The organism is Lentzea sp. NPDC037011 (assembly GCF_055607425.1).
The window spans coordinates 151,637-172,993 of record NZ_JBVJRT010000006.1 but is presented as its reverse complement, the minus strand read 5'-3'; the positions used below and the strand labels follow the sequence as shown (position 1 = coordinate 172,993).

24 protein-coding genes are annotated in these 21,357 nt (G+C 71.8%); 12 read left to right on the top strand and 12 right to left on the bottom strand.

The window, feature by feature from the left end; genetic code table 11:
- Window positions 1-2 precede the first annotated feature (2 nt).
- Window positions 3-605: a DUF305 domain-containing protein gene (locus tag ACZ7CH_RS19985; protein WP_360391736.1), complete on the top strand. Its 603-nt coding sequence runs from the start codon at window positions 3-5 to the stop codon at window positions 603-605.
- Window positions 606-629: 24 nt separating this feature from the next.
- Here ACZ7CH_RS19985 and ACZ7CH_RS19980 read toward each other — a convergent pair whose 3' ends face one another.
- A complete protein-coding gene (locus ACZ7CH_RS19980) occupies window positions 630-962 on the bottom strand; it encodes an antibiotic biosynthesis monooxygenase family protein (protein ID WP_360391734.1) in 333 nt (110 codons plus the stop codon).
- 80 nt (window positions 963-1,042) lie between these two features.
- On the opposite strand from ACZ7CH_RS19980, the gene ACZ7CH_RS19975 reads away from it, so the two are divergent.
- Window positions 1,043-1,633: a TetR/AcrR family transcriptional regulator gene (locus ACZ7CH_RS19975; RefSeq protein ID WP_470374517.1), complete on the top strand. Its 591-nt coding sequence runs from the start codon at window positions 1,043-1,045 to the stop codon at window positions 1,631-1,633.
- Here ACZ7CH_RS19975 and ACZ7CH_RS19970 read toward each other — a convergent pair.
- A complete protein-coding gene (locus ACZ7CH_RS19970) occupies window positions 1,626-2,435 on the bottom strand; it encodes an SDR family NAD(P)-dependent oxidoreductase (protein ID WP_470374516.1) in 810 nt (269 codons plus the stop codon). The two genes, ACZ7CH_RS19975 and ACZ7CH_RS19970, sit on opposite strands and share 8 nt — an antisense overlap.
- Complete coding sequence (locus tag ACZ7CH_RS19965; protein ID WP_470371003.1) at window positions 2,432-3,331, bottom strand: SDR family NAD(P)-dependent oxidoreductase; 900 nt, start codon at window positions 3,329-3,331, stop codon at window positions 2,432-2,434. Before ACZ7CH_RS19965 ends, ACZ7CH_RS19970 begins: the two co-directional genes overlap by 4 nt.
- A gap of 71 nt (window positions 3,332-3,402) precedes the next feature.
- Between ACZ7CH_RS19965 and ACZ7CH_RS19960 the strand changes: the two genes are divergently transcribed.
- The 5 genes from ACZ7CH_RS19960 (at window position 3,403) to ACZ7CH_RS19940 (ending at window position 7,769) form a co-directional block, all read left to right on the top strand.
- On the top strand, window positions 3,403-4,314 hold the full coding sequence (locus tag ACZ7CH_RS19960) for a LysR family transcriptional regulator (RefSeq protein ID WP_360391724.1): 912 nt from the start codon (window positions 3,403-3,405) through the stop codon (window positions 4,312-4,314).
- 77 nt (window positions 4,315-4,391) lie between these two features.
- The gene (locus ACZ7CH_RS19955) at window positions 4,392-5,285 is read left to right on the top strand and encodes an ABC transporter ATP-binding protein (protein ID WP_470374515.1); all 894 of its coding nucleotides are present in this window, start codon (window positions 4,392-4,394) and stop codon (window positions 5,283-5,285) included.
- Window positions 5,272-5,994, top strand: a complete 723-nt coding sequence (locus ACZ7CH_RS19950) for an ABC transporter permease (protein WP_470374514.1) — start codon at window positions 5,272-5,274, stop codon at window positions 5,992-5,994. The genes ACZ7CH_RS19955 and ACZ7CH_RS19950 overlap by 14 nt, the downstream gene beginning before the upstream one ends.
- A 3-nt stretch (window positions 5,995-5,997) precedes the next feature.
- Window positions 5,998-7,158: a sensor histidine kinase gene (locus ACZ7CH_RS19945; protein ID WP_360391717.1), complete on the top strand. Its 1,161-nt coding sequence runs from the start codon at window positions 5,998-6,000 to the stop codon at window positions 7,156-7,158.
- A complete protein-coding gene (locus ACZ7CH_RS19940) occupies window positions 7,155-7,769 on the top strand; it encodes a response regulator (RefSeq protein WP_470374513.1) in 615 nt (204 codons plus the stop codon). Before ACZ7CH_RS19945 ends, ACZ7CH_RS19940 begins: the two co-directional genes overlap by 4 nt.
- A gap of 162 nt (window positions 7,770-7,931) precedes the next feature.
- Here ACZ7CH_RS19940 and ACZ7CH_RS19935 read toward each other — a convergent pair whose 3' ends face one another.
- The 9 genes from ACZ7CH_RS19935 to uraH form a co-directional block, all read right to left on the bottom strand.
- Complete coding sequence (locus ACZ7CH_RS19935) at window positions 7,932-8,261, bottom strand: allophanate hydrolase-related protein (RefSeq protein WP_458434353.1); 330 nt, start codon at window positions 8,259-8,261, stop codon at window positions 7,932-7,934.
- Window positions 8,146-9,222 (bottom strand): XdhC family protein, encoded by a 1,077-nt coding sequence (locus tag ACZ7CH_RS19930; RefSeq protein WP_470374512.1) that lies wholly within the window; start codon window positions 9,220-9,222, stop codon window positions 8,146-8,148. Before ACZ7CH_RS19930 ends, ACZ7CH_RS19935 begins: the two co-directional genes overlap by 116 nt.
- Window positions 9,223-9,258: 36 nt before the next feature.
- Window positions 9,259-10,662 carry an NCS2 family permease gene (locus ACZ7CH_RS19925; RefSeq protein ID WP_470374511.1) on the bottom strand — a complete coding sequence of 468 codons (1,404 nt, stop codon included), beginning with the start codon at window positions 10,660-10,662 and terminating at the stop codon, window positions 9,259-9,261.
- 104 nt (window positions 10,663-10,766) lie between these two features.
- On the bottom strand, window positions 10,767-11,228 hold the full coding sequence (locus ACZ7CH_RS19920) for a nucleoside deaminase (RefSeq protein ID WP_470374510.1): 462 nt from the start codon (window positions 11,226-11,228) through the stop codon (window positions 10,767-10,769).
- 19 nt (window positions 11,229-11,247) lie between these two features.
- Window positions 11,248-13,434, bottom strand: coding sequence for a xanthine dehydrogenase family protein molybdopterin-binding subunit (locus tag ACZ7CH_RS19915; protein WP_470374509.1), 2,187 nt, complete (start codon window positions 13,432-13,434; stop codon window positions 11,248-11,250).
- A complete protein-coding gene (locus ACZ7CH_RS19910; RefSeq protein ID WP_470374508.1) occupies window positions 13,431-14,783 on the bottom strand; it encodes an 8-oxoguanine deaminase in 1,353 nt (450 codons plus the stop codon). The genes ACZ7CH_RS19915 and ACZ7CH_RS19910 overlap by 4 nt, the downstream gene beginning before the upstream one ends.
- Window positions 14,780-15,241: a (2Fe-2S)-binding protein gene (locus ACZ7CH_RS19905; protein ID WP_360391693.1), complete on the bottom strand. Its 462-nt coding sequence runs from the start codon at window positions 15,239-15,241 to the stop codon at window positions 14,780-14,782. The genes ACZ7CH_RS19910 and ACZ7CH_RS19905 overlap by 4 nt, the downstream gene beginning before the upstream one ends.
- Window positions 15,232-16,089, bottom strand: coding sequence for an FAD binding domain-containing protein (locus ACZ7CH_RS19900; protein ID WP_458431147.1), 858 nt, complete (start codon window positions 16,087-16,089; stop codon window positions 15,232-15,234). Before ACZ7CH_RS19900 ends, ACZ7CH_RS19905 begins: the two co-directional genes overlap by 10 nt.
- Window positions 16,090-16,091: 2 nt before the next feature.
- Complete coding sequence (gene uraH / locus ACZ7CH_RS19895; RefSeq protein ID WP_360391687.1) at window positions 16,092-16,394, bottom strand: hydroxyisourate hydrolase; 303 nt, start codon at window positions 16,392-16,394, stop codon at window positions 16,092-16,094.
- 139 nt (window positions 16,395-16,533) lie between these two features.
- Between uraH and ACZ7CH_RS19890 the strand changes: the two genes are divergently transcribed.
- The 5 genes from ACZ7CH_RS19890 (at window position 16,534) to ACZ7CH_RS19870 (ending at window position 21,170) form a co-directional block, all read left to right on the top strand.
- On the top strand, window positions 16,534-17,973 hold the full coding sequence (locus tag ACZ7CH_RS19890) for a PucR family transcriptional regulator (RefSeq protein WP_470374507.1): 1,440 nt from the start codon (window positions 16,534-16,536) through the stop codon (window positions 17,971-17,973).
- A gap of 92 nt (window positions 17,974-18,065) precedes the next feature.
- On the top strand, window positions 18,066-18,380 hold the full coding sequence (locus ACZ7CH_RS19885) for a hypothetical protein (protein WP_360391682.1): 315 nt from the start codon (window positions 18,066-18,068) through the stop codon (window positions 18,378-18,380).
- Between the two features lie 52 nt (window positions 18,381-18,432).
- On the top strand, window positions 18,433-19,203 hold the full coding sequence (locus tag ACZ7CH_RS19880; RefSeq protein WP_360391679.1) for a hypothetical protein: 771 nt from the start codon (window positions 18,433-18,435) through the stop codon (window positions 19,201-19,203).
- 119 nt (window positions 19,204-19,322) lie between these two features.
- Window positions 19,323-20,156: a helix-turn-helix transcriptional regulator gene (locus ACZ7CH_RS19875; RefSeq protein WP_360391676.1), complete on the top strand. Its 834-nt coding sequence runs from the start codon at window positions 19,323-19,325 to the stop codon at window positions 20,154-20,156.
- Between the two features lie 105 nt (window positions 20,157-20,261).
- Window positions 20,262-21,170 (top strand): NHL repeat-containing protein, encoded by a 909-nt coding sequence (locus tag ACZ7CH_RS19870; protein ID WP_470374506.1) that lies wholly within the window; start codon window positions 20,262-20,264, stop codon window positions 21,168-21,170.
- Window positions 21,171-21,357: the final 187 nt, after the last annotated feature.

The following is a 21,357-nucleotide window of genomic DNA, read 5'->3' as shown; positions in this document are numbered from 1 at the left end:
GCATGCGTTCTGGGCTCGTGGCGATCGTGGCGGCATTCGCCCTGCTGGCAGGCTGTACGTCGGAGCCGGAGCAGGCACCGGTCATCGCGCCGGACACCCCCGGCGGGTCGGCGCCGACCATCGCGGCGTCGGAGGCGACGGCCGCCGTCGTGCCGCCGCCCAACGACGCGGACCGCGAGTACGTGTCGATGATGATCGTGCACCACGAGCAGGCGCTGGCGATGACCAGGTTCGCGCCCGACCGCGCGGAGAACGCGACGGTCAAGGGCCTTGCCGACCGCATCCGGTACAGCCAGGAACCCGAGATCGGTGCCATGAAGCAGTGGCAGCGCACCAACAACATCGTCGGCTCGCACGGCGACCACGGGTCGATGCCCGGCATGGCCACGCAGGACCAGTTGACCGCGCTGGGGGCCGCACGCGGCAAGGACTTCGACCGGATGTTCCTGGAGTTGATGATCAAGCACCACGAGGGTGCGATCAAGATGGCCACCGACGTGCGCGCGGCCGGCCACAACGTCCAGGTCGAGGAGATGGCGGACGACGTGGTGGCCACGCAGTCCGACGAGATCAACCGGATGAGGGCCCTGCTGTCCACCCTGTGAGACGGTGCAGGGCTCGCTGCCCGGTCAGGACGCCTCGGTGCGCTGCCGCGGCAGCACCAGGTCCTCCGCGTGCGTGAACCGCTCGGGCTCGTTGCCCGTCACGAGACGTGCGATCGTGCGGTGGCCCTTGTGCGCCTCGCGGAACGCGTCGGAGGCGACCCAGGCGTGGAAGGCGTCCTCGGACTCGAACTCGTTGACCGACACGTACGGCTGGTCGTCGCGCACCGGCTTGAGCAGCGTGCTGCGCAGCAGGCCGGGGACTCCGGGCAGGTGGGTGCGCATGGTGCCGCGGAAGTAGCGCTCGAACTCCTCGGACATGTCCGGGTTGACGAACATCCGGTTGGTCGCGATGAACATGCTGGCCTCCCTGATCCCGACGCTCTGTCGGGAACTATTCCAACACCCCGTCGGGAAAGCAAGCGCGATACGATCCACGGGTGCCGAGGATCAGCGCCGACACCGTTGCCGAGCACCGCGCCAACCGGTTGCGCGCCCTGCTGGACGCGGGGCGCGACATCGTGGCGTCCGAGGGCGCCGAGGCGCTGACGCTCGCGTCGCTGGCCAGGCGGGTGGGCCTGTCCCGGCCGAGCCTCTACGAGTACTTCCGCTCACGCGAGGAGCTGGTCGCCGCGATCGTGTCCGACGCGCTGCCCGAGTGGGCGGACAAGCTGGACGACGCGGTCAACAGCGCGGACAGCGTGCCCGGCAAGATCGAGGCGTACGTGCGGACCGAACTCGCGATCATCACAGACGGCAGCCACGGCGCGGTCGTCGCGTTGTCCGCGCACGCGCTGCCGGACGCCTCGCGCGAGCAGATCAGGGCCGAGCACGAACGACTGCTGGCGCCGCTCGTGTCGGTGTTCAAGACCGCGGGGGTGCAGCGCGCGCAGCTGCGGGCGATGCTGGTGCACGCCATGGTCGAGGCCTCGTCGCGCATGATCACGCCGGGGCGGACCGAGCACAACGAGGCCGTCATCCAGACGTTGCTCGACCAGGCGGTGCACGGGTTGCACCAGCCGCTCAGCTGAACGGCACGACCTCGCCGTACCGCACCAGCTCCCCGTAATGCGCCGGCTCGACCGGACCCAGCGCCAGGTCGAGCAGCGGTCCGGCGGCCCGGTCCGGGGTGGGTGCGGCGCTGACGTCCCACCACAGCGCGGACGTCGGCGTGTTGATCATCCCGGGGCAGGCCGCGGCGACCAGGACCCCGCGCGCCGCATCGGTGTCCCGGCGCAGGGCGGCCAGCGCCCGGACGGCGGCGACCTGGCCGATCTTCGACGGGATGTTGACGAACGCGGGCCACGCGCCGGGACGGCCCGCCTTCACGTCGTCGCGCCACCGGGTGATCTGCGCGTCGACCTCGTCCACTGTGGACGGGTCGGCGAACCGCCCGTGCAGCACGGGTGCCAGGTGGTGGAGGGTGCCGAGCGAGCTGGCGACCACGAGCAGCCGGCCGCCGTCGTTGAGCATCGGCGCGAAGGCGTTCAGCAACCTCGTGGTGCCGAAGTTGTTGACCTGCGTGTACTCGTCGATGATCACGCGCGGGTCGTCGTCGGGGCCGATGCGCATGACGGCGTTGCCGAAGACGACGTCGATGCCGCCGTGGCGCTCCTGGACGCGTGCCGCGAACCGGTCGATCGGGCCCGCCACGTCGAGCACCTCGCCGCGGACCTCGGCCCCACCCGCGGGGACGGCCGCGACGGCGTCGGCGACCCGCGTGGCGTCGCGGCCGGTCAGGTAGACGGTGTCCCGCGGGGTCAGCCGCCGCGCCAGGCCTTCGGCGAGCGCGCGGCCGAGGCCCTGGGTGGCACCGGTGACGAGGGCGATCATGCCTTCGCCAGCAGGGTCTCGGAGTACGTCCACAGCCGGGCGGCGGCGTCCGGGTCGAGTGCGAAGCGGGCGACCCCGCGCATCGGTGGCGTCTCGTCGCGGTGGTCGGCGACGCGCGTCTCGGCGCAGTCGTCGAAGTAACGGCCGCCGATGCCCTCCAGCAACGGTGAGGTGGCCACGAAGACCGAGGTCGCCGCGCCCTGCTCGACCGTCTTGACGATGGCCGGGTCGACCTCGCTCTGACCGATGTGGCGTTGCAGGCCGGTGAGGACGGCACCGGGCATGACGGCGTTCGCGGTGATGCCGTCGGCCGCCCACCGGCGCGTCGCCTCGACCGCGAACAGGACGTTGGCGGTCTTGCTCTGGCCGTAGGCGCCCCACGGTTCGTAGGGGCGGAACGCGTAGTGGACGTCGTCGAACACCACGGGCGAGAGCATGTGGCCGCGCGAGGTGAGGGAGACGACGCGGGCGCCCCCGGCGGCCCGCAGCGCGCCGTGCAGACCGGTGGCCAGGGCGAAGTGCCCGAGGTGGTTGGTGGCGAACTGCCACTCCCAGCCCTGCTCGGTGTGCCGCTCGGGGCTCGCCATGACACCGGCGTTGTTGACCAGGACGTGCAGCGGTCCGCTCCAGCTCCGCGCGAACTCCTCGACGGACACCAGGTCGGTCAGGTCGAGGCGGGCGACCCCGGCCGCGCCGACCTCCCCGGCGACCCGCTCCCCGGCGGCGACGTTGCGCACCGCGAGGGTCACCTCGGCGCCCGCTCCGGCCAGTGCGCGGGCGGTCTCGACGCCGATGCCGGACGACGCGCCGGTCACGACGACGCGCTTGCCGGTGAGGTCGATCCCGTCGACGACCTCGGCGGCGGTGGTGCTGAACCCGAACTCCGTTTCGATCACGCCCTCGACGCTAGGCTCGGCCCAGCCATGCCGGTAGCGAAAGTTCGACAGACGGGGTATGCGTAAAAATCATGTCTTTGGCCAATGCGTCGCTGACCGCGCTGAGGGTGTTCCGCGAGGTGGCCGAACGCGGCACGCTGACGGCGGCGGCCACCGCGCTGGGGTACACGCAGTCCGCGGTGTCCCGGCAGATCGCGACCCTGGAGCGGGCGGCCGGTGCCGTGCTGCTGGAACGGCGGCACGACGGCGTGCGGCTCACCGCGGCCGGCCGGGTCGTGCTGCGCCGGGCCGCTGCCGCCCTGGACCAGGTCGACGCGGGTGCGCGCGAGCTGGAGGGCCTGCCGGCCTCCGGCGAGAGCACGGTGCGGCTCGGCTGGTTCGCGACGGCCGGGGCGTGGCTGCTCCCGCGGGCGCTGACGGCGCTGGCGCGCACCCACCCGTCGATCACGGTGGTGACGCGGGAGGGCAGCACGCCCGCGCTGGTGCGCGCGGTGCGGGCGGGCACCCTCGACGTCGCGCTGATCGCCTCGGCGCCGCCGTTCCGGGCCCCGGACGACGAGATCCCCGCGCTGGCCGTCGACACCCTCGTCGAACGCAGCCTGCGGGTCGCCGTCCCGACCACGCACCCGTTGGCGCGCAACGACTTCATCGACGTGGCCGACCTGCACGGACAGCGCTGGATCTCCGGGCCCGGTGACCCGTCGGTGATGGGCGTGTGGCCGGGGCTGCCCGAACGGCCCGTCGTCGCGCACACCGCCCGCGACTGGCTGGCGAAGCTGCAGCTGGTCGCGGCGGGCCTCGGCATCACGACGGTGCCCGCGTCGCTGGTCCAGGTCGCGCCCGCCGGGGTGCGGGTCCTGCCCGTGCGCGGTGGGCCCGCCGAACAGCGCCGGGTGCTGCTCGCCCGGCTGCCGGGACCGGTGCCGGACCCCGTCGCGCGCCTGGCGGCCGCGGTGCGCACCGCCTTCGTGGAGACCGAGTAGCGCATCGACCGATCGGTTGATGCCGGTGCCGCCCGTCGTTCGATGATCCCCGGCGCGCGCTGCCCCATCGTGGTGGCATGGCGATCATCGAAGTGCGCGACATCGGGAAGAGGTACGGGCCGAAGGTCGCGGTGGACTCGGTGTCGTTCTCGGTGGCCGAGGGGGAGATCTTCGGCGTGCTCGGGCCGAACGGCGCGGGCAAGACGACGACGGTCGAGTGCGTGGCCGGGCTGCGGACACCGGACCGGGGGAGCGTGACCGTGCTGGGGCGGCCACCGGCGCACTCGCGTGCGGCGATCGGGGTGCAGCTGCAGGCCTCCGAGCTGCCCGAGCGGATCAGGGTCGGGGAGGCGCTGCGGCTGTTCTCGTCGTTCTACCCGAAGCCGGTCGACTGGTCGGAGCGGCTGGGGCTGACCGAGCACCTGACCGCGGAGTACGGGCGGCTCTCCGGCGGGCTGAAGCAGCGGCTGTCGATCGCGCTGGCGCTCGTCGGCGGGCCGCGGGTGGCGATCCTCGACGAGCTGACCACCGGGCTCGACCCGCAGGCACGGCGGGACACGTGGTCGGTGATCGAGGACGTGCGCGCCGCCGGCGTGACGGTCCTGCTCGTCACGCACTTCATGGAGGAAGCCGAGCGGTTGTGCGACCGCGTGGCCGTGATCCGCGACGGACGCGTTGCCGCACTGGACACCCCGGCCGGTCTCGTGTCGAGCGTGGACGGTTCGACGCGGGTGCGGTTCGTGCCCTCGGCGCCGGTGGACGTGCCGGCGCTGCTGGCGTTGCCGGACGTGGCCGGGGTGGACCTGGCGGGGGAGCAGGTGGTGGTCACCGGCGGCGAGAACGTGCTGGCGGCCGTGACGTCGTGGCTGGCGCGCAACCAGCTCGTGGCGCGGCGGCTGCGGGTGGACCAGGTGTCGCTGGACGACGCGTACGTGGAGCTGACCGGGGGTCGTGATGATGCGGATCGTTGAGGTCGAGGCGCGGTTGTTCCTGCGGGACCGGCTGAACTCGTTGTTCGCGGTGGTGTTCCCGTCGCTGCTGCTGCTCGTGCTGGGGGCGGTTCCGGCGTTGCGGACGCCCGCGCCCGAGTTCGACGGGATGCGGTTCATCGACGCGTACATGTCGTCGTTGGTCGTGTTCACCTTGGCGTTCATCGGGTTGCAGCGCGTGCCCACGGTCGTGGCGACCTATCGGGAGAAAGGCGTGCTGCGGCGGCTGTCCACGACGCCGATGCACCCGGCGCGGTTGCTGGTGGGACAGCTGGTCGTGAACTCCTGCGCCGCGATCCTGTCGGTGCTGCTGACCACACTGGTGGGACATCTGGTGTTCGGCGTGGACCTGCCGCACCACCCGGTGGGCCTGGCGGCGGCGGTGGTGCTGGGTGGCGCGGGCACGTTCGCGCTGGGACTGGTGATCGCCGCACTGGCCCCGAACGCGCGTGCGGCCGGTGGCTGGGCGACGGCGGTGTTCATGCTGCTGATGTTCTTCGGCGGCGTGTACCTGCCGCGGTTCATGCTGCCCCCGGTCGTGCAGGCGATCGGTTCCTTCACACCGCCCGGTGTGGAGGCGTTGCACCAGGCGTGGCTCGGCACCGCGCCGGGGTGGGGGCATTTGGTGATCATGGGGCTCGTGGGTCTCGTGGCGGGTAGCGTCGCGGCCACGACGTTCCGCTGGGAGTAGCTCGTGGACCAGGCCGCGCTGGACAGGTGGGAGCACAGGCTCGCTTCCGTCGCACACGTGATCCCGTACTTCGTGCTGACCGTGACAACCGCGCTGTACGCGATCTTCACCGAGCAGCCGGTGGCGGAGCGCTGGTTCACGTACGGCGTCGTGGCGTTCGGGTACGCGTGGATGCTGTGGTGGTTCACGCTGCACCCGCAGTGGCGCGGCCGGACCGAGCTGATGGCCGTGTTCGTGGCGGGCATGGTCGTCTTCTACGCGGTCCTCGGCATGCGCGAGCACTGGTTCGGCGCCGTGTCGTACGCGGTGTACGTCTTCGCGAGCGAGCTGCTGCGCCCGCGCTGGATGTTCCTCGCGACGGCGGGCACGGCCGTGCTGGCGACCCTGTCGTTGTTCGGCGGCTACCCGCCACCGGAGGCGCGGCCGGCGTTCTGGTTGCTGCTGCTCGTGTTCGTGGTGGTGGCGTCCGTGTTCACGTTCGTCGGCCACGTGACGACCGAGCAGGCCCGGCTGCGCAAGGTGCTCCTCGACGAGAACTCCGGGCTGCAGGCCCAGCTGCTGGTGCAGGCGCACGAGGCCGGCGTGCAGGACGAACGCCAGCGCATGGCCGGCGAGATCCACGACACCCTGGCCCAGGACCTGGCCGGGATCGTCACGCAGCTGTCCGCGGCCACCCCCGCGGACTGGGAACACCGCGTCACGACGGCGGTGTCGCTGGCGCGCTCCGGCCTCGACGAGGCCCGCCGCTCCGTCCACGCCCTGCGCCCGCCCGCGCTGGAGGAGGCCGCCCTGCCGGAGGCGCTGGGCGAGGTCGCGTCCGGCTGGTCGGTCCTGCACGGCGTCCCGGTGGCGGTGACCTGCACCGGTTCCGCCCGCGCCATGCACCCCGAGGTGGAGGTCGCCCTGCTGCGCACCGCCCAGGAAGCCCTCGCCAACGTCGCGAAGCACGCCTCGGCCTCGCGCGTCGGCCTGACCCTGTCGTACATGGAGGACGTGGTGACCCTGGACGTGCGCGACGACGGCATCGGCTTCGACCTCGCGGAGCCCTCCGCGGGGTTCGGCCTGACGGCGATGCGGCACCGGGTGTCGCGGCTGTCGGGCGACCTCGACGTGGAGTCGGAACCGGGTGCCGGTACCGCGATCTCGGCGCGGGTGCCCGCGTGATCCGCCTCGTCATCGTCGACGACCACCCCGTCGTCCGCGACGGGTTGCGCGGCATGCTGGCCTCGCCGTCGTTCGAGGTGGTCGGCGAGGCCGCGTCGGGGGACGAGGCCGTCGCCGTGGTGCGCGCGCTCTCGCCCGACGTGGTGCTGATGGACCTGCGGATGCCCGGTTCCGACGGGCTGTCCGCCATCGAACGCCTCCGCGGCCACCCCTGCCGCATCCTGGTGCTCACCACCTACGACACCGACCGCGACGTGCTGCCCGCCATCAAGGCGGGCGCCACCGGCTACCTGCTCAAGGACACCCCGCGCGACGAGCTGCACCGGGCGGTCGTGGCGGCGTCGGCGGGGGAGGCGGTGCTGTCGCCGGCGGTGGCGACGCGGTTGCTGGGGCAGGTGCGGGAGCCGGCGTTGTCGGCGCGGGAGCTCGACGTGCTGGGCCTGGTCGCGCGCGGGTCGACGAACCGGGCGGTGGCGGCGGCGCTGTTCATCTCCGAGGCGACGGTGAAGACGCACCTGCTGCACGTCTACGCGAAGCTGCGGGTGTCGGACCGCGCGGCCGCTGTCGCCGTGGCGTACGAACGAGGGCTGCTGAGCAGCCGCGGGCGCTGACGCGGCGGCGAGCCGTCGCGGGTGCGGCCGGAAGGAGGTCGAGCGGTGGTGCCGGGTCTGGGTGGTGGTCAGACCCGGTCGAGCAGCGGCGTCGCCGTCCCCCCGCGGCGGGACCACCGTCGGTGGTCCCGCCGCCTGCGGCAACTCCCCCTTGCCACTCCCTCACCCCTCGACGTGTAAGAAGGCCCGCCAGTCGCCGAGATACGAGATGTCCTCGATGTCACCCGATCGGAGCAACGGATCGACGACCGCGTCGCGCAGCACGGTGGCCAGGGCGGCGCTGCCGTCCTCCAGCTCGATGACGCCGATCTCCAGCTCCGGCGGTTCCGCGGGGACGAGGTGGTCGCGCAGGACCTTCAGCGGCAGGTCGTAGAGCTCACCGACCACCGCCGCCGTGCCCGACTCGTGCATGGCGGGGAACGTCCCCCGCACCGAGAAGTACCGGTACCTCGGGGCACTGCGGGCTCGGCACACCATCGGCGTGCCCTGCAGCTGGGAGTGCAGCGGGCCGCCCCGCATGCCGCCGCCGTTGAGGAAGATCAGCGCCATCTCGCTCCTTGTGGATGGGGGTGGTCAGGTCGGACAGGGGCGCGCCGGTGCCGCCGTGGCGCAGGGCCACCAGCTCGGCCGCGATGGACACCGCGGTCTCGGCCGGGGTGCGGCCGCCCAGGTCGAGACCGACCGGGGACCGCAGGCGGGCCAGCGCCGCGGCGGGGACACCGGCCTCGCGCAGGCGGTCGAGGCGTTCCAGGTGCGTGCGACGGGAACCCAGCGCGCCGACGAACGCGAGCGGGCGGGACAGGGCCTCGGTCAGCACCGGGACGTCGAACTTCGGGTCGTGGGTCAGCACGACCACGGCGGTGGTCGCGTCGGTGCGGGTCGAGGCGAGGTAGCGGTGCGGCCAGTCGACGACGACCTCGTGCGCCGCGGGGAAGCGCTCGGGGGTCGCGAAGACGGGGCGGGCGTCGCACACGGTGACGTGGAAACCGAGGAACCGGCCGATCTCGGCCACGGCGGCGGCGTGGTCGATGGCGCCGAACACCAGCAGCCGGGGCGGCGGCAGCCAGGTCTCGGTGAACACGCGGTCCTCGAACGAGAACCGCACCGACACCGGCAGGGCGTCCACCGAGGCCTGGAGCGCTGCCCGCAACGACGGGTTGTCGCGCTGCACCAGGACGTCCAGCGAGCCGCCGCACGTCAGACCGGCCGCGAACGCCGTGTCGTCGGAGTACCCGAACGTGGCGAACGCGGGAACGGACGTCCTCAGCACCTCGCACGCCAGCTCGTAGACCTCGGCCTCCACGCAGCCGCCGGACACGCTGCCGGCGACCTCGCCGGACGGGCCGACGGCCAGCGCGGCGCCGACCGGACGGGGCGCGCTGCCCCGCACGGCCACCACCGAGGCGACCGCGAACCGGTCCCACGACAGCAAAGTCGAAGCGAGCTCACGCATCGAACCTCCCCACACGGTCGCCCGGCCGCCCGAGCGTCACTTGCCGGTGATCGCGTCCACGCCGAAGTACACGGCGAACATCAGCGCGAGACCGGTCATCAGCCAGCCCGGCCAGCGGCCCTTGCAGATGCGCAGCACCACGTAGGACACGAGGCCGGCGCCGATGCCGTTGGTGATCGAGTAGGTGAACGGGATGACCGCGACGGTCAGGAACACCGGGATGGTGAAGTCCGCCTCCTGCCAGGGGATGCGGCGGATCTGGGTCATCATCAGCCCGCCGATCACCACCAGCGCCGGTGCCGCGGCCTGGGCGGGCACCACGGTCGCCAGCGGCGTGAACAGCAGTGCCACCAGGAACAGCCCGCCGGTGACCACCGAGGCCAGGCCGGTCCTGGCGCCTTCGCCGACGCCCGCCGCCGACTCCAGGAACACCGTGTTCGGTGCCGATCCCGTGACACCACCGGCGATCGCGCCGGCGCCGTCGACCACGAGGATCCTGCCCATCCCCTCCACGCGGCCGTCACGGGTGAGGCCCGCCTCGTCCGCCACCGACGTGATGGTGCCCATGGCGTCGAAGAAACCGGACAGCACCAGCGTGAACAGGAAGATCGTCGCCGCGATCACGCCCGCCGACACGAACCCGCCGAACAGGTCGATCCGGCCGAACAGCCCGAAGTCCGGGTGCCCGACGACCGACGAGGGCAGCCTCGGTGTCACGAGTCCCCAGTTCGGCACGGTGAACGCGGAGTTCACGACGACCGCCACGACCGTCGCCACCACGATGCTGATCAGCACCGCGCCGGGCACCCCGCGGGCCATCAGCACGATCATCAGCAGCAGCCCGAGGCAGAAGATCGCGATCGGCCAGCCGCTGAGGTGGCCGTCGACGCCCATCCGCACGGGCACGGTCGAGCCGGCGGCGTCCGGCGTGCGGGTCACGAACCCCGCGGACACCAGTCCCACCAGCGCGATGTAGAGCCCGATGCCCACGGTGATCGCGATCTTCAACGGTTCCGGGATCGCGTTGATGATCCGCTCGCGGACACCGGAGGCGGCCATGACCACGATGCACACGCCCTCCAGCACCACCAGCCCGAAGGCCTGCGCCCACGTCATCGCCGGTGCCATCTGGAACGCCACCACGCCGTTCACGCCGAGGCCGGCCGCGATCGCCAGCGGTGCGTTGCCGACCAGTCCCATGAGGACGGTCATCACACCGGCGGCGAGCGCGGTGGCCGTGGTGATCTCGGCGGTGGTGAGCTTGGCGCCGGTGATGTCGGCGGAGGCACCGAGGATCAGCGGGTTGAGCAGGACGATGTACGACATCGCGACGAACGTCGTGATGCCACCGCGGACCTCGCGACTGACCGTGCTGCCGCGTTCGGTGATGCGGAAGAACTGGTCGAAGGCGGACGACTGCCGCGTCCGTAACTGGGTCATGACGGCCTTTCCCATGCCGGTGGGCGCGTTCCAGCGCCGGAACGCAATTGAGCGATGCAAGCTCCGGTCAGCGAATAGCAGGCTTGTGGCCCTGGTGGTCGAGCTCAGTAGTCGATTCGGGTCGCGAGTGACGTCCAGGCGGTGAACGGGGCGGTGTCCTCGCCCGTGGAGATCTGGTGCACCGGCAGGTCCCACTCGTCGCGGGACCTGCTGAACAGCTCGTAGAACTCGCGGTCGTCGAACCCGGCCGCGGCGGCGTCGTCCCGGTCTGCGGCGTACACGACGTGGTCCACGCGGGCCCACAGAGCAGCGGACAGGCACAGCGGGCACGGTTCGCACGAGGAGATCAGCGTGCAGCCGGTGAGCTTGAAGTCGCCGAGCACCCGGCAGGCCGCGCGGATCGCGACGACCTCGGCGTGGGCGGTGGGGTCGAGCGTGGGCGTGACCTGGTTGACGCCGGTGGCGACGACCTGGCCGGCGCGGACGATCATCGCGCCGAACGGGCCACCGCCGGCGGCCACGTTGCGGGTGGCCAGGTCGATGGTGGCGAGCAGATGTGCGTTCACAGCAACGAACTCCAGGAACTCAGGTACCGGTGAGGTGTTCCGGGCGGACCGGGACGCGGGTGAGCGCCAGGCCGGTCGCCGCGCGGATCGCCGCCACGATCGCCGGGGTCGACGAGATGGTGGGCGGTTCGCCGACTCCCCGGATGCCGTACGGGGCGTGGGGGTCGGCCAGTTCGAGCACGTCGATGCTCATCGGGGGCATGTCGAGCACGGTCGGGATGAGGTAGTCGGTGAACGACGGGTTGCGCACCTTGCCGCCGGAGGTCTGGATCTCCTCCATCACGGCGAGGCCGAGGCCCTGCGCGGACCCGCCCTGGATCTGCCCGACGACGGCCTGCGGGTTGAGCGCCTTGCCGACGTCCTGGGCGCAGTCCAGTGCCACCACGCGCACGAGTCCGAGCTCGACGTCCACGTCCACGACGGCGCGGTGGGCGGCGAACCCGTACTGCACGTGCGCGTTGCCCTGGCCGGTCTCGGGGTCGAGCGGTTCGGTGGCGCGGTGCCGCCACTCGACCGTCTCGTCGATGACCTCGTCGCCGATGTCCGCGCGGTCGCCGAGCCTGTCGCGCACGGCCAGGCACGCGGCACGGACCGCGCCCCCGGTCACGTACGTCTGGCGGGACGCGGACGTGGAACCGCCGTTGCCGATCGTGGTGTCCATCGGCAGCACGGTCACGGTCTCGATGCCGAGCTCGGTCCGCACGATCTGCTGCATGATCGTCACCAGGCCCTGGCCGACCTCGCACGCCGCGGTGTGCACGGCGGCGACCAGCGAACCGTTCACCATCGAGACGCGCACCCGCGCGGTCGAGTAGTCGTCGTAGCCCTCGGAGAAGCAGATGTTCTTGATGCCGACGGCGTAACCGACGCCGCGCACGACGCCCTCGCCGTGCGTGGTGTTCGAGACACCGCCGGGCAGCTCGCGGATGTCGGCCGACCTCCCGGCCGGCAACGGCTTGCCCTGCACCAGCTTCAGCAGCTGCGCGACCGGTGCCGCCGAGTCGACGACCTGCCCGGTCGGCATCACCGAACCCTCGGTCATCGCGTTGCGCACGCGGATGTCGACCGGCGACATCCCCAGCGCCTCGGCCAGTTTGTCCATCTGGGACTCGTAGGCGAAACCCGCCTGCACGGCACCGAACCCGCGCATCGCACCGCAGGGCGGGTTGTTCGTGTAGACGCCGTACGCGTCGACCGTCACGTTGTCGACCTCGTACGGCCCGACGCCCAGCGTCGCCGCGTTGGCCACGACAGCGGGGGTCGAGGAGGCGTACGCGCCGCCGTCGAGGTACATCTTCGTGCGGACGTAGACCAGCTTGCCGGTGCGGTCGGCGCCGTGCTCGTAGTACAGCACGGCCGGGTGCCGGTGCACGTGCCCGTAGAACGACTCCTCGCGGTTGTAGACCATCTTGACCGGCTTGCCGGTGTGCAACGCGAGCAGGCACGCGTGCACCTGCATCGACAGGTCCTCGCGGCCACCGAACGCGCCACCGACGCCGGACAGCGTCAGCCGCACCTGTTCCTCGGGCAGTCCCAGCGCGGACGCGATCTGCGCGCGGTCGACGTGCAGCCACTGCGTTGCGATGTACAGGTCGACCGAGCCGTCGGTCGCCGGCACCGCGAGCCCGGACTCCGGCCCGAGGAACGCCTGGTCCTGCATGCCGACCTCGTACCGGCCGGTGACCACGACGTCCGCGGTGACGTCCTGCGCGCCGCGCCGGATCGGCACGTGCCGCACGAGGTTCCCGCCGGGGTGCAGCGGGGTGTCGTCGACCGCGGTCTCCATGTCCACCACGGGTTCCAGCACGTCGTAGGTGACGACGATCTTCTTCATCGCCCGCAGCGCGGTCTCCGGGTGGTCCGCGCCGACCAGCGCGACCGGTTCACCCTGGTAGCGCACGACGTCCACGGCCAGCACCGGCTGGTCCTTGTGCTCCAGCCCGTACAGGTTGCGGCCCGGCACGTCCGAGTGCGTGAGCACCGCGTACACGCCCGGCACCTTCAAGGCCTCGGTGAGGTCCACCGACGTGATGCGGGCGTACGGGTGCGGTGAGCGCAGGGTCGCGCCCCAGATCATGTCCTCGTGCCACAGGTCCGACGCGTACGCGAACTCGCCGCGCACCTTGAGGTTGCCGTCCGGGCGTTGCGGTGACGTGCCGATGCCACCCGAGACCGCGGAGGTGAGCTCAGTGGGGGTGAGGGTCATCGCGCTGCCTCCTGGAGCTTGGTGCCGGCCGCGGAGAGGTCCCGCGCCAGCTCGTCGGTCGACGCCGTGAGCAGGACCCCGTCCCGCACCACGACCTCTCCGCCCACGACCAGCAGTTTCACCGGCGGCGGCGGGCCCAGCACCAGTGCCGCCACCGGGTCCGCGATGCCCGCGTGGTCCAGTCCGGACAGGTCCCACACCGCGAGGTCCGCCACCTTGCCCGGTTCGATCGAACCCAGCTCGCCGGCCCTGCCGAGCACCTGCGCGCCGCCCATCGTGCCCATCCACAACGCCTTGCGGGCGTCGAGCGCACCCGGCCCGCCGCGCTGCCGTGCCTGGTAGAGCGCCGACCGCAGCTCGACGACCAGGCCACCGTCCTCGTTGGACGCCGCGCCGTCGACCCCGAGACCGACCGGCGCACCCGCGTCGAGCAGGTCCCGCACCGGCGCGATCCCGGTGCCCAGCCGGCCGTTGGACGTCGGGCAGTGCGCCGACCCCGTCGAGGTCGCGCCCAGCCGCTTCACCGCGTCGGCGTTGAGGTGCACGGTGTGCGCGAGCCACACGTCCGGTCCCAGCCAGCCGAGCTGCTCGGCGTACTCGGTCGGCGTGCAGCCGTTCTCCGCCAGGCACTGCTCTTCCTCGTCCAGCGTCTCGGCGAGGTGCGTGTGCAGCCGGACGCCGTGCCGCCGAGCCAGCGCGGCCGCCCCGGTCATCAGCTCCTTCGACACCGAGAACGGCGAGCACGGCCCCACGGCCACGCGGACCAGCGCGTCGTCCGCGGTCGAGTGGTAGGCGCCGATCGCGCGTTCCGTGGCGGCCAACGCGGCCTCGGTCTCCTCGACCAGGTTGTCCGGCGGCAGGCCACCGGAGGACTCGCCCCGGTCCATCGACCCGCGGACCGCCTCCAGCCGGATGCCGATCCGCCGCCCCGCCGACACCAGCGCGTCGAACACGTCCCCGCCACCGGAGGGGAAGACGTAGTGGTGGTCGGCGGCGAGCGTGCAGCCGGTCAGCGCCAGCTTCGCGAGCCCGGCCGACGCCGCCGCGTGCGTCACGGTGTCGTCCAGCCCGCGCCACACCGGGTAGAGCGCGGTCAGCCACTCGAACAGCGTCGCGTCGGTCGCGAGGCCCCGCGTCGCCCACTGGTACAGGTGGTGGTGGGTGTTGATCAGGCCGGGCGTGACCAGGCACGACGACGCGTCCACGTACGTGTGCGGCTCAGCTGGCCGCGGTGCGGGACCGGAGCCGACGGCCTTGATCCGCCCGTTCTCGACGACGACGTGCCCGGACGCGTGCTCGGTCCCGGCCTCGTCCACAGTGGACACCGCGCAGCGGTCCAGGACGATCATCGGCGGGCCGCCGCGAGCCGCACGGCGTCCAGGATCTTCTCGTACCCCGTGCAGCGGCACAGGTTCCCGGCCAGCGCCTCCCGGATCTCCGGGTCGGACGGGTTCGGCACCCGGTCGAGCAGGTCGTGCGCCTGGACCACGAGACCGGGCGTGCAGAACCCGCACTGCACCGCGCCCGCCTCGACGAACGCCTCCTGCACCGGGTCGAGCCGGTCACCGTCGGCGAGGCCCTCGACCGTGCGCACCTCCCGGTCCTGCGCCTGTCCGGCCGCGACCAGGCACGCGCACACCGGCGCGCCGTCCAGGTACACCGTGCACGAACCGCACTCACCCTGCTCGCAGGCGTTCTTCGAGCCGGGCAGCCCGAGGCGCTCGCGCAGCAGGAACAGCAGCGACTCGCCCTCCCACACGTCGTCGGCCTGGCGCTGCTCGCCGTTGACCGTCAGGTTCACGCGCATGCCTGTTCCCCGTCCAAGAGTTCCTGCCACACCCAGCCCAGCGTCCTGCGTGCCAGCACGGCCAGCGCGTGCCTGCGGTACTCCGCCGACCCGCGCACGTCGTCGATCGGCGCGGCCGCCGTCGCCACCAGCTCCCCGAACCGCCGCTTCACCGAGTCCAGCAGTGGCGCCGGAGAGGAGAAGTCCAGCTCGGCGGCCAGGAACTCCTCCGCCTCGTGCGCCCGCCGCGGTGTCGGCGCCGCCGACCCGACCGCGGCGCCGGCCCGGTTCTCCGCCGGGAACAGCGAGATCGCGAACGAGCACACCGCGATCACCATGGCGTTGCGCGTGCCGACCTTGGAGAACTGCTGCGGCCCCTGCGCGGGTGCCAGGTGCACGGCCACGATCAGCTCGTCCGGCTCCAGCGCGTTCCGCTTGACCCCCAGGTAGAACTCGGCGGCCGGGATCATCCGCGTGCCGCGCGCGGAGGCCACCTCGACCACCGCGTCCGACGCCAGCAGCACCGGGTGCGTGTCCCCGGCGGGCGAGGCGGCGCCCAGGTTGCCGCCGACCGTGCCGCGGTTGCGGATCTGCGGCGAACCGACGGTCCGCGACGCCATCGCGAGCCCGGGGTGCGTGGTCCCGAGCTCGTCGATGATCCGCGCGTACGGCACCCCGGAGCCGATCCGCGCCTCGGTGACCGTGCGCAGCTCCTCGACGCGCGTCAGGTCGAGCAGCGCGGCCGGTCTGCGGTGGTCGAAGTTCAGTTCCACCATCACGTCCGTGCCACCGGCGATCGGCACGGCGTCGGGGCGCGCGGCCTTCAGTTCCAGCGCTTCGGCGAGCGTGGCCGGTCGGAGGAAGTCCATCGTCAGCTACCTCGGTAGGTGGAGTAGGCGAACGGCGAGAGGAGCAGCGGCACGTGGTAGTGCTGCGCCGGGTCGGAGTAGTCGAACGTGAGCACGACCTCGGGGAAGAACGGCGCGGCCTGCGCCGTGTCGAACACCAGCCGGTACACCCCGGCCTCCAGGCCGTCACCCCACCCGGTGACCCGGCCGTCCGCGTTCGTCTCGGCGGCGGCCACCTCGGTCCCGTCTCGGCGCTGCAGCGACACGGCGATGCCGGCGAACGGCCTTCCGCGGGCCGCGTCCAGCACGTGCGTGGAGATCGTCACTCGCCCTCCCCTCCGGTTGTGAGCCAGTACACAGACTCAGTGGTACAGGCAGCTACGGCGTGGCACATGAATCCGAGGACTCCTGGAGGTAACGAATTTGTGCTTTCCTACAAACCCGGATGGACGAGAGTGACACCCCATGTTGCTGCTGCGGACGTTGCTCGGCATGACGGAACTGCGGCTGAGCCTGCGGACCGGTGCGGACCAGCTCGACCGCGCGGTCACCCGCGTGTACGGAACGGAGCTGCCCGACCCCAGCCGGTACCTCTCCGGCGGTGAGCTGGTGCTGTCCGGGCTGCTGTGGCACCACGGCCCGCGCGACTCCGAGACGTTCGTCCGCTCACTGGCCGCCGCGGACGTCGCCGGCCTCGCCGCCAGCGAGACCGAGGACAGGCAGCTGCCCGCCGACCTCGTGACCGCCTGCGAACGCCACCGCGTGCCGTTGCTGGAGGTCCCCGTCGACCTGTCGTTCGCGACGATCACCGAACGCGTGTCGACGGAGCTCGTCGGCCTGAGCCGCCACCGGCGCCTGCTGAACGTCGTCGCGGAGGGCGCCGGACTGCCCGCGCTGCTGACCGCGGGCAGCCACGAGCTCCGCGCCCGCTGCTGGGTGCTGTCCACGACCGGCCGGGTCGTCGCGGGCGGCGAGCTGCCGGACCGGGTGGCGCTGGTGAAGGAGTTCCTGCAGGCCGACCGGCTGCCGAAGGCGGTCAGGGGCACCACGCTCGTGCCCGTCTCCGAACGCGGCGGCACCCGGCTCACCAGCTGGATCCTCGTCGTCGCCGGCGAACCGCAGCCGGAGGCCGCCGCCGAGCTCGCCTCGCTCGTCGCACTCGAACGCCTGCGCCAGGCCCAGGGCCGCCGGATCGAGAACCGCACCGCGGCACCGCTGCTGACCGCCGTGCTCACCGGCGCACCCGACCTCGACTCCCGCCTCGCCGCCGCCGGTCTGGAGAACACCCCGCTGCGCGTCCTGTGCGCGGTCACCGGGGACCAGCGCGCCGACCTCGCCGCCGCCGTGCTGGAGGAGGCGCTGCCGCAGGCGCTCGTCACCCCGGTCGGCGACACCGTCTACGCCGTCGCGAAAGCCGATGACTCGGTGCCCGCCGAGGTGCGCGAGGCGCTGAGGGTCGTGGAACCCGGCCTCGGCTCGTCCCGCGTGCTCGTCGGCATCAGCTCCCCGGTCACCGCACGAGGCCTGCGCGGCGCGGCCGAGGAGGCGACCCACGCCCGCCGGCTCGGCGAACGGCGCGGCGGCCGCACGTGCGTGGTGGCGGGCGAGGAGATCGCCCTGCACCAGCTGCTGCTCGCCGGGGTGCCCGAGGAGCTGCGGTCCTCGTTGCGGCGCAGGCTCCTCGGCCCGGTGCTCGACTACGACGCCGAGCACGGGTCCGACCTGGCCGGGACGCTGCGGGTGTTCCTCGGCTGCGGCGGTTCGTGGACGACGGCGGCGCAGAAGCTGCACGTGCACGTCAACACGCTGCGGTACCGGGTGGGCCGGGTGGAGGAGCTGCTCGGCGTCGACCTGACCGAGTTCGAGTCCCGCGTAGACCTGTTCCTGGCACTGCAAACGCACTAGAACCCGTGTCGCGTTGTCAGTCTGACGGCTGATCCCGGTCGAGCCTTCAGGCTGATGCCGCCGGACACCCGCGTTTCCTACCGTTCCCGGACATGAGGATCGTCGTGGTCGCCGTGCTGGTGCTGATGAGCGGCTGCTCGGCCACCACCGACGCCCGGCTGGTCGTGGAGGGGACGGGAACCGCCGACCAGCTCACGTACATGTTCCCCGGCGAGGACGAGCGCACCCTCAAGAACCCGGACGTGCCGTGGCAGCGCAGGGGAGCGCGCAAGGGCCGGTTCGTGGTGCGGCTGGAGGGCGTGCGGGGCGAGCTGACCTGCAAGATCATCATCAACGGCCGCCAGGTCAAGACCGCGACCTCCGCCTCCGGCGCCGCGCTCGCGTGCGATCACTCGATGGCCGTCTGATGTAAGCGGTGCGAAAGACCGTAGCTTCACCTACTCGGGGAGGTTACCGGTGATGAGTGACGTTGTGGCTGGTAGGAACGCTGCCGGCGAGGTTCGTTCCCGCGGTTCGCACGGCATTCCGGCGCAGTTGCGGCCACCGGCGCCGCCGAAGCACTTCGTCGGGCGCGCGGGAGAACTCGAACAGTTGCGGCCCAACGGGGTGACGGTCATCAGCGGCCCTGCCGGCGTGGGCAAGACCGCGCTGGCCCTGAAGTGGCTGCGCGACCGCGGCAGCGGCGACCAGCTGCACGTCGACCTGACCGTGCGCGAACCGGTCGAGGTCCGGCTCGGCCGCCTGCTGCGCGCACTGCGGCTCACCCACGTCGACCGCGCCGACCGCGCGGCGGCGTTCCGGTCGATCGTGCTGCGGCAGAGGATCACCCTGCTGCTGGACAACGCGAGCAGCGCCGAGCAGGTGCGGCCGTTCCTGCCCGCCCGCGGCACGGTCCTCGTGACGAGCCGCGCACCGCTGGACCTCGACGCGCCCGTGGTCGAGCTCGACCCGCTGACCGACGAGGACGGCAGCCTCCCGCCCCTGCTCGACCTGTCCTACGTGGAGCTCCCGGAACGGCAGGCCCGCCTGTACCGGCTGTGCGCGTGGCACCCCGGCGCCCACTTCGACGTGCCCGAGGCGGCGGCGATCGCCGGCGAGTCCGAGTGCGACGTCGAGGACGCGCTGGACGACCTCGTCGAGAAGGCATTGCTGACCGAAGTGGGCGACGACGCGTTCCGCTTCCATGACCTCGTGCGTGCCCATGCGCGCGCAAAACGCCATGCGAGTTAAATGTCTTTCGACGCGATCTAACGGCATTGCTCATCAGTGAAGGAACAGGTCGGCCATTTAACGGTTGTCCACAGCGGGTGGCCCATTCGGGAATCCGATTCGGTCTTATCCTTCGCGGCATGCCGAAGGATTTCCGGGCCACGACCCTCGAACGCGCCATCGGCCGGCGCCTGGCAGGGTGGCGGGACGAGCGGCAGCTCAGCCTGACCGAGGCCGGGCAGCGGGTGGGCTTCAGCAGCGCCAAGCTGTCGATGATGGAGAACGCCGTGCAGCCCTCCGCGGTGCTCGACATCATGGCGCTCGGATACGTGTACCAACTGCCGTCCGAGGAATGGCAGGCCGTGGTGCGACAGGCGCAGTATGCGGAACAGGTGCGCGCGCTCGACAATGCGCCGTTGTTCGACCCGGCCGCCGACTTCGCGAATCTTGTGTTCGAGGCAACGGTGTTGCGGACGTTCACGACGGACCTCGTCCCACCCCTGTTCCAGCTCGCCGACTACGCGAGGGCCGTGCTGCACCACGACCCGCCGCGCGCCGAGCACCAGGCGGCGGCGCGGGAGGCGTGGACGAGCCGCGTCGGTGGCCGCGACCCGTTGCGGGTGCAGGCGGTCCTCGCCGAACCGGTGCTGCGGCCCGTGGTCGGCGGCCCGCGGGTGATGAAGGCGCAGCTGCTGCACCTGATGGAGCTGAGCGAGCTGGACGGGGTGTCGCTGCGGATCGTGCCGCACAGCGCGGGCGCACACCCGGCGATGGGCACGCCGTTCACGTTGCTCAGCTTCGCGCACCGCCAGCACAACGACGTGGCGTACTTCGAGACGTTCGTCCAGGGGACGTACGTCGAGGACCCCGTGCAGACCGAGGGGTGTGCGCGGAGGTTCGGGGCGGTGAGCGACCTCGCGCTGGGGGAGGGCGAGTCGCTGGAGCTGATCGCGGAGGCGGCGGCGGAGCTGTGAAGCACGCCCCACCAGCGTTGATGTCGGGTTGCTGAGAAAAGTCCGGATCAGCTGCTGACCTGCGACAGGATCGGGACGCACCCCACCCCGACTCCAGGAGGCGGCATGTACCGCAGATTCGGTGTCCTGTTCGCGGCGGTTCTGGGCGTCACGCTCACCGCTGCCGCGCCGGCCACCGCAGACGCGTCCGGGCAGCACGGGCGGTTCCCGGCGGAGTTCTCCCTGCCCGCCGGGTGGCAGCCCGAGGGCATCGCGATCGCCGGGACCACCGCCTACTTCGGTTCGCGGGCCGACGGCTCCATCTACGCGGCCGACCTGCGGACCGGCAAGGGCGCGGTGCTGGCCAAGGGACCCGGCACGCCCTCGCTCGGCATGAAGGTCGACGAGCGCAAACGGCTGTGGGTCGCGGGCGGTGCCGGTGGCGACGCACGGGTCTACGACACGCGCACGGGTGCGCTGCTGGCGAAGTTCCAGTTCGCCACCGCGGACACGTTCGTCAACGACGTCATACTCACGGACAAGTCGGCGTGGTTCACCGACTCGCGCAAGGCGGTGCTGTACCAGGTGCCGCTGAGCCTCACGCCGCACTCGACGCTCGACCTCACCGGTGACCTCGTCGTCACCCCCGGCGCGACGAACCTGAACGGCATCGTGACCGGACTCGACGGCGGCCTGATCGTCGTCCAGAGCAACACCGGAATGCTGTTCCGCGTCGACCCGCGCACCGGTAAGACCACCGGCATCGATTTGAACGGTCAAACACTCACCAATGGTGACGGTCTGTTGCGTGAGGGACGTCAGTTGTACGTGGTGCAAAACCGCTTGAACAAAGTCGCGCGCTACACGCTCAGCCGTGATGGCGCGACGCTGGCCGCGGAACGAACTGACGCGCGGTTCGACGTGCCGACCACGGTGGCCGCGTTCGGAAAGCGCCTGTACCTGCCGAACGCCCGGTTCACGACCCTGCCCACGCCGGAGACCACCTACGACGTGGTCTCCGTGACCCGCCCGTAGAACTAGGCCGTCCGGGGGTTCTCGCAGGGCAAGAACCCCCGGACTGGGTGTTGCGGCAGTCACCTGACTGGGTAGCCTGCTGACCGCGTACAGCAGGTGATCGCTGCCATTCGGTGACGAAGATCTTTTCTTGTTACCATTTTGCAGCCGAAGGAGTGACGTGGATAACCCGCAGCGCTAGCCGTGG

What these genes read in the sequence shown, in the direction of transcription:
- ACZ7CH_RS19985 (WP_360391736.1), top strand. Translation starts at nt 3, where the DNA reads ATGCGTTCTGGGCTCGTGGCGATCGTGGCGGCATTCGCCCTGCTGGCA.
- ACZ7CH_RS19980 (WP_360391734.1), bottom strand. Translation starts at nt 962, where the DNA reads ATGTTCATCGCGACCAACCGGATGTTCGTCAACCCGGACATGTCCGAG.
- ACZ7CH_RS19970 (WP_470374516.1), bottom strand. Translation starts at nt 2,435, where the DNA reads ATGATCGCCCTCGTCACCGGTGCCACCCAGGGCCTCGGCCGCGCGCTC.
- ACZ7CH_RS19960 (WP_360391724.1), top strand. Translation starts at nt 3,403, where the DNA reads ATGTCTTTGGCCAATGCGTCGCTGACCGCGCTGAGGGTGTTCCGCGAG.
- ACZ7CH_RS19955 (WP_470374515.1), top strand. Translation starts at nt 4,392, where the DNA reads ATGGCGATCATCGAAGTGCGCGACATCGGGAAGAGGTACGGGCCGAAG.
- ACZ7CH_RS19950 (WP_470374514.1), top strand. Translation starts at nt 5,272, where the DNA reads ATGCGGATCGTTGAGGTCGAGGCGCGGTTGTTCCTGCGGGACCGGCTG.
- ACZ7CH_RS19930 (WP_470374512.1), bottom strand. Translation starts at nt 9,222, where the DNA reads ATGCGTGAGCTCGCTTCGACTTTGCTGTCGTGGGACCGGTTCGCGGTC.
- ACZ7CH_RS19925 (WP_470374511.1), bottom strand. Translation starts at nt 10,662, where the DNA reads ATGACCCAGTTACGGACGCGGCAGTCGTCCGCCTTCGACCAGTTCTTC.
- ACZ7CH_RS19915 (WP_470374509.1), bottom strand. Translation starts at nt 13,434, where the DNA reads ATGACCCTCACCCCCACTGAGCTCACCTCCGCGGTCTCGGGTGGCATC.
- ACZ7CH_RS19910 (WP_470374508.1), bottom strand. Translation starts at nt 14,783, where the DNA reads ATGATCGTCCTGGACCGCTGCGCGGTGTCCACTGTGGACGAGGCCGGG.
- ACZ7CH_RS19905 (WP_360391693.1), bottom strand. Translation starts at nt 15,241, where the DNA reads ATGCGCGTGAACCTGACGGTCAACGGCGAGCAGCGCCAGGCCGACGAC.
- ACZ7CH_RS19900 (WP_458431147.1), bottom strand. Translation starts at nt 16,089, where the DNA reads ATGGACTTCCTCCGACCGGCCACGCTCGCCGAAGCGCTGGAACTGAAG.
- ACZ7CH_RS19890 (WP_470374507.1), top strand. Translation starts at nt 16,534, where the DNA reads ATGTTGCTGCTGCGGACGTTGCTCGGCATGACGGAACTGCGGCTGAGC.
- ACZ7CH_RS19885 (WP_360391682.1), top strand. Translation starts at nt 18,066, where the DNA reads ATGAGGATCGTCGTGGTCGCCGTGCTGGTGCTGATGAGCGGCTGCTCG.
- ACZ7CH_RS19880 (WP_360391679.1), top strand. Translation starts at nt 18,433, where the DNA reads ATGAGTGACGTTGTGGCTGGTAGGAACGCTGCCGGCGAGGTTCGTTCC.
- ACZ7CH_RS19875 (WP_360391676.1), top strand. Translation starts at nt 19,323, where the DNA reads ATGCCGAAGGATTTCCGGGCCACGACCCTCGAACGCGCCATCGGCCGG.
- ACZ7CH_RS19870 (WP_470374506.1), top strand. Translation starts at nt 20,262, where the DNA reads ATGTACCGCAGATTCGGTGTCCTGTTCGCGGCGGTTCTGGGCGTCACG.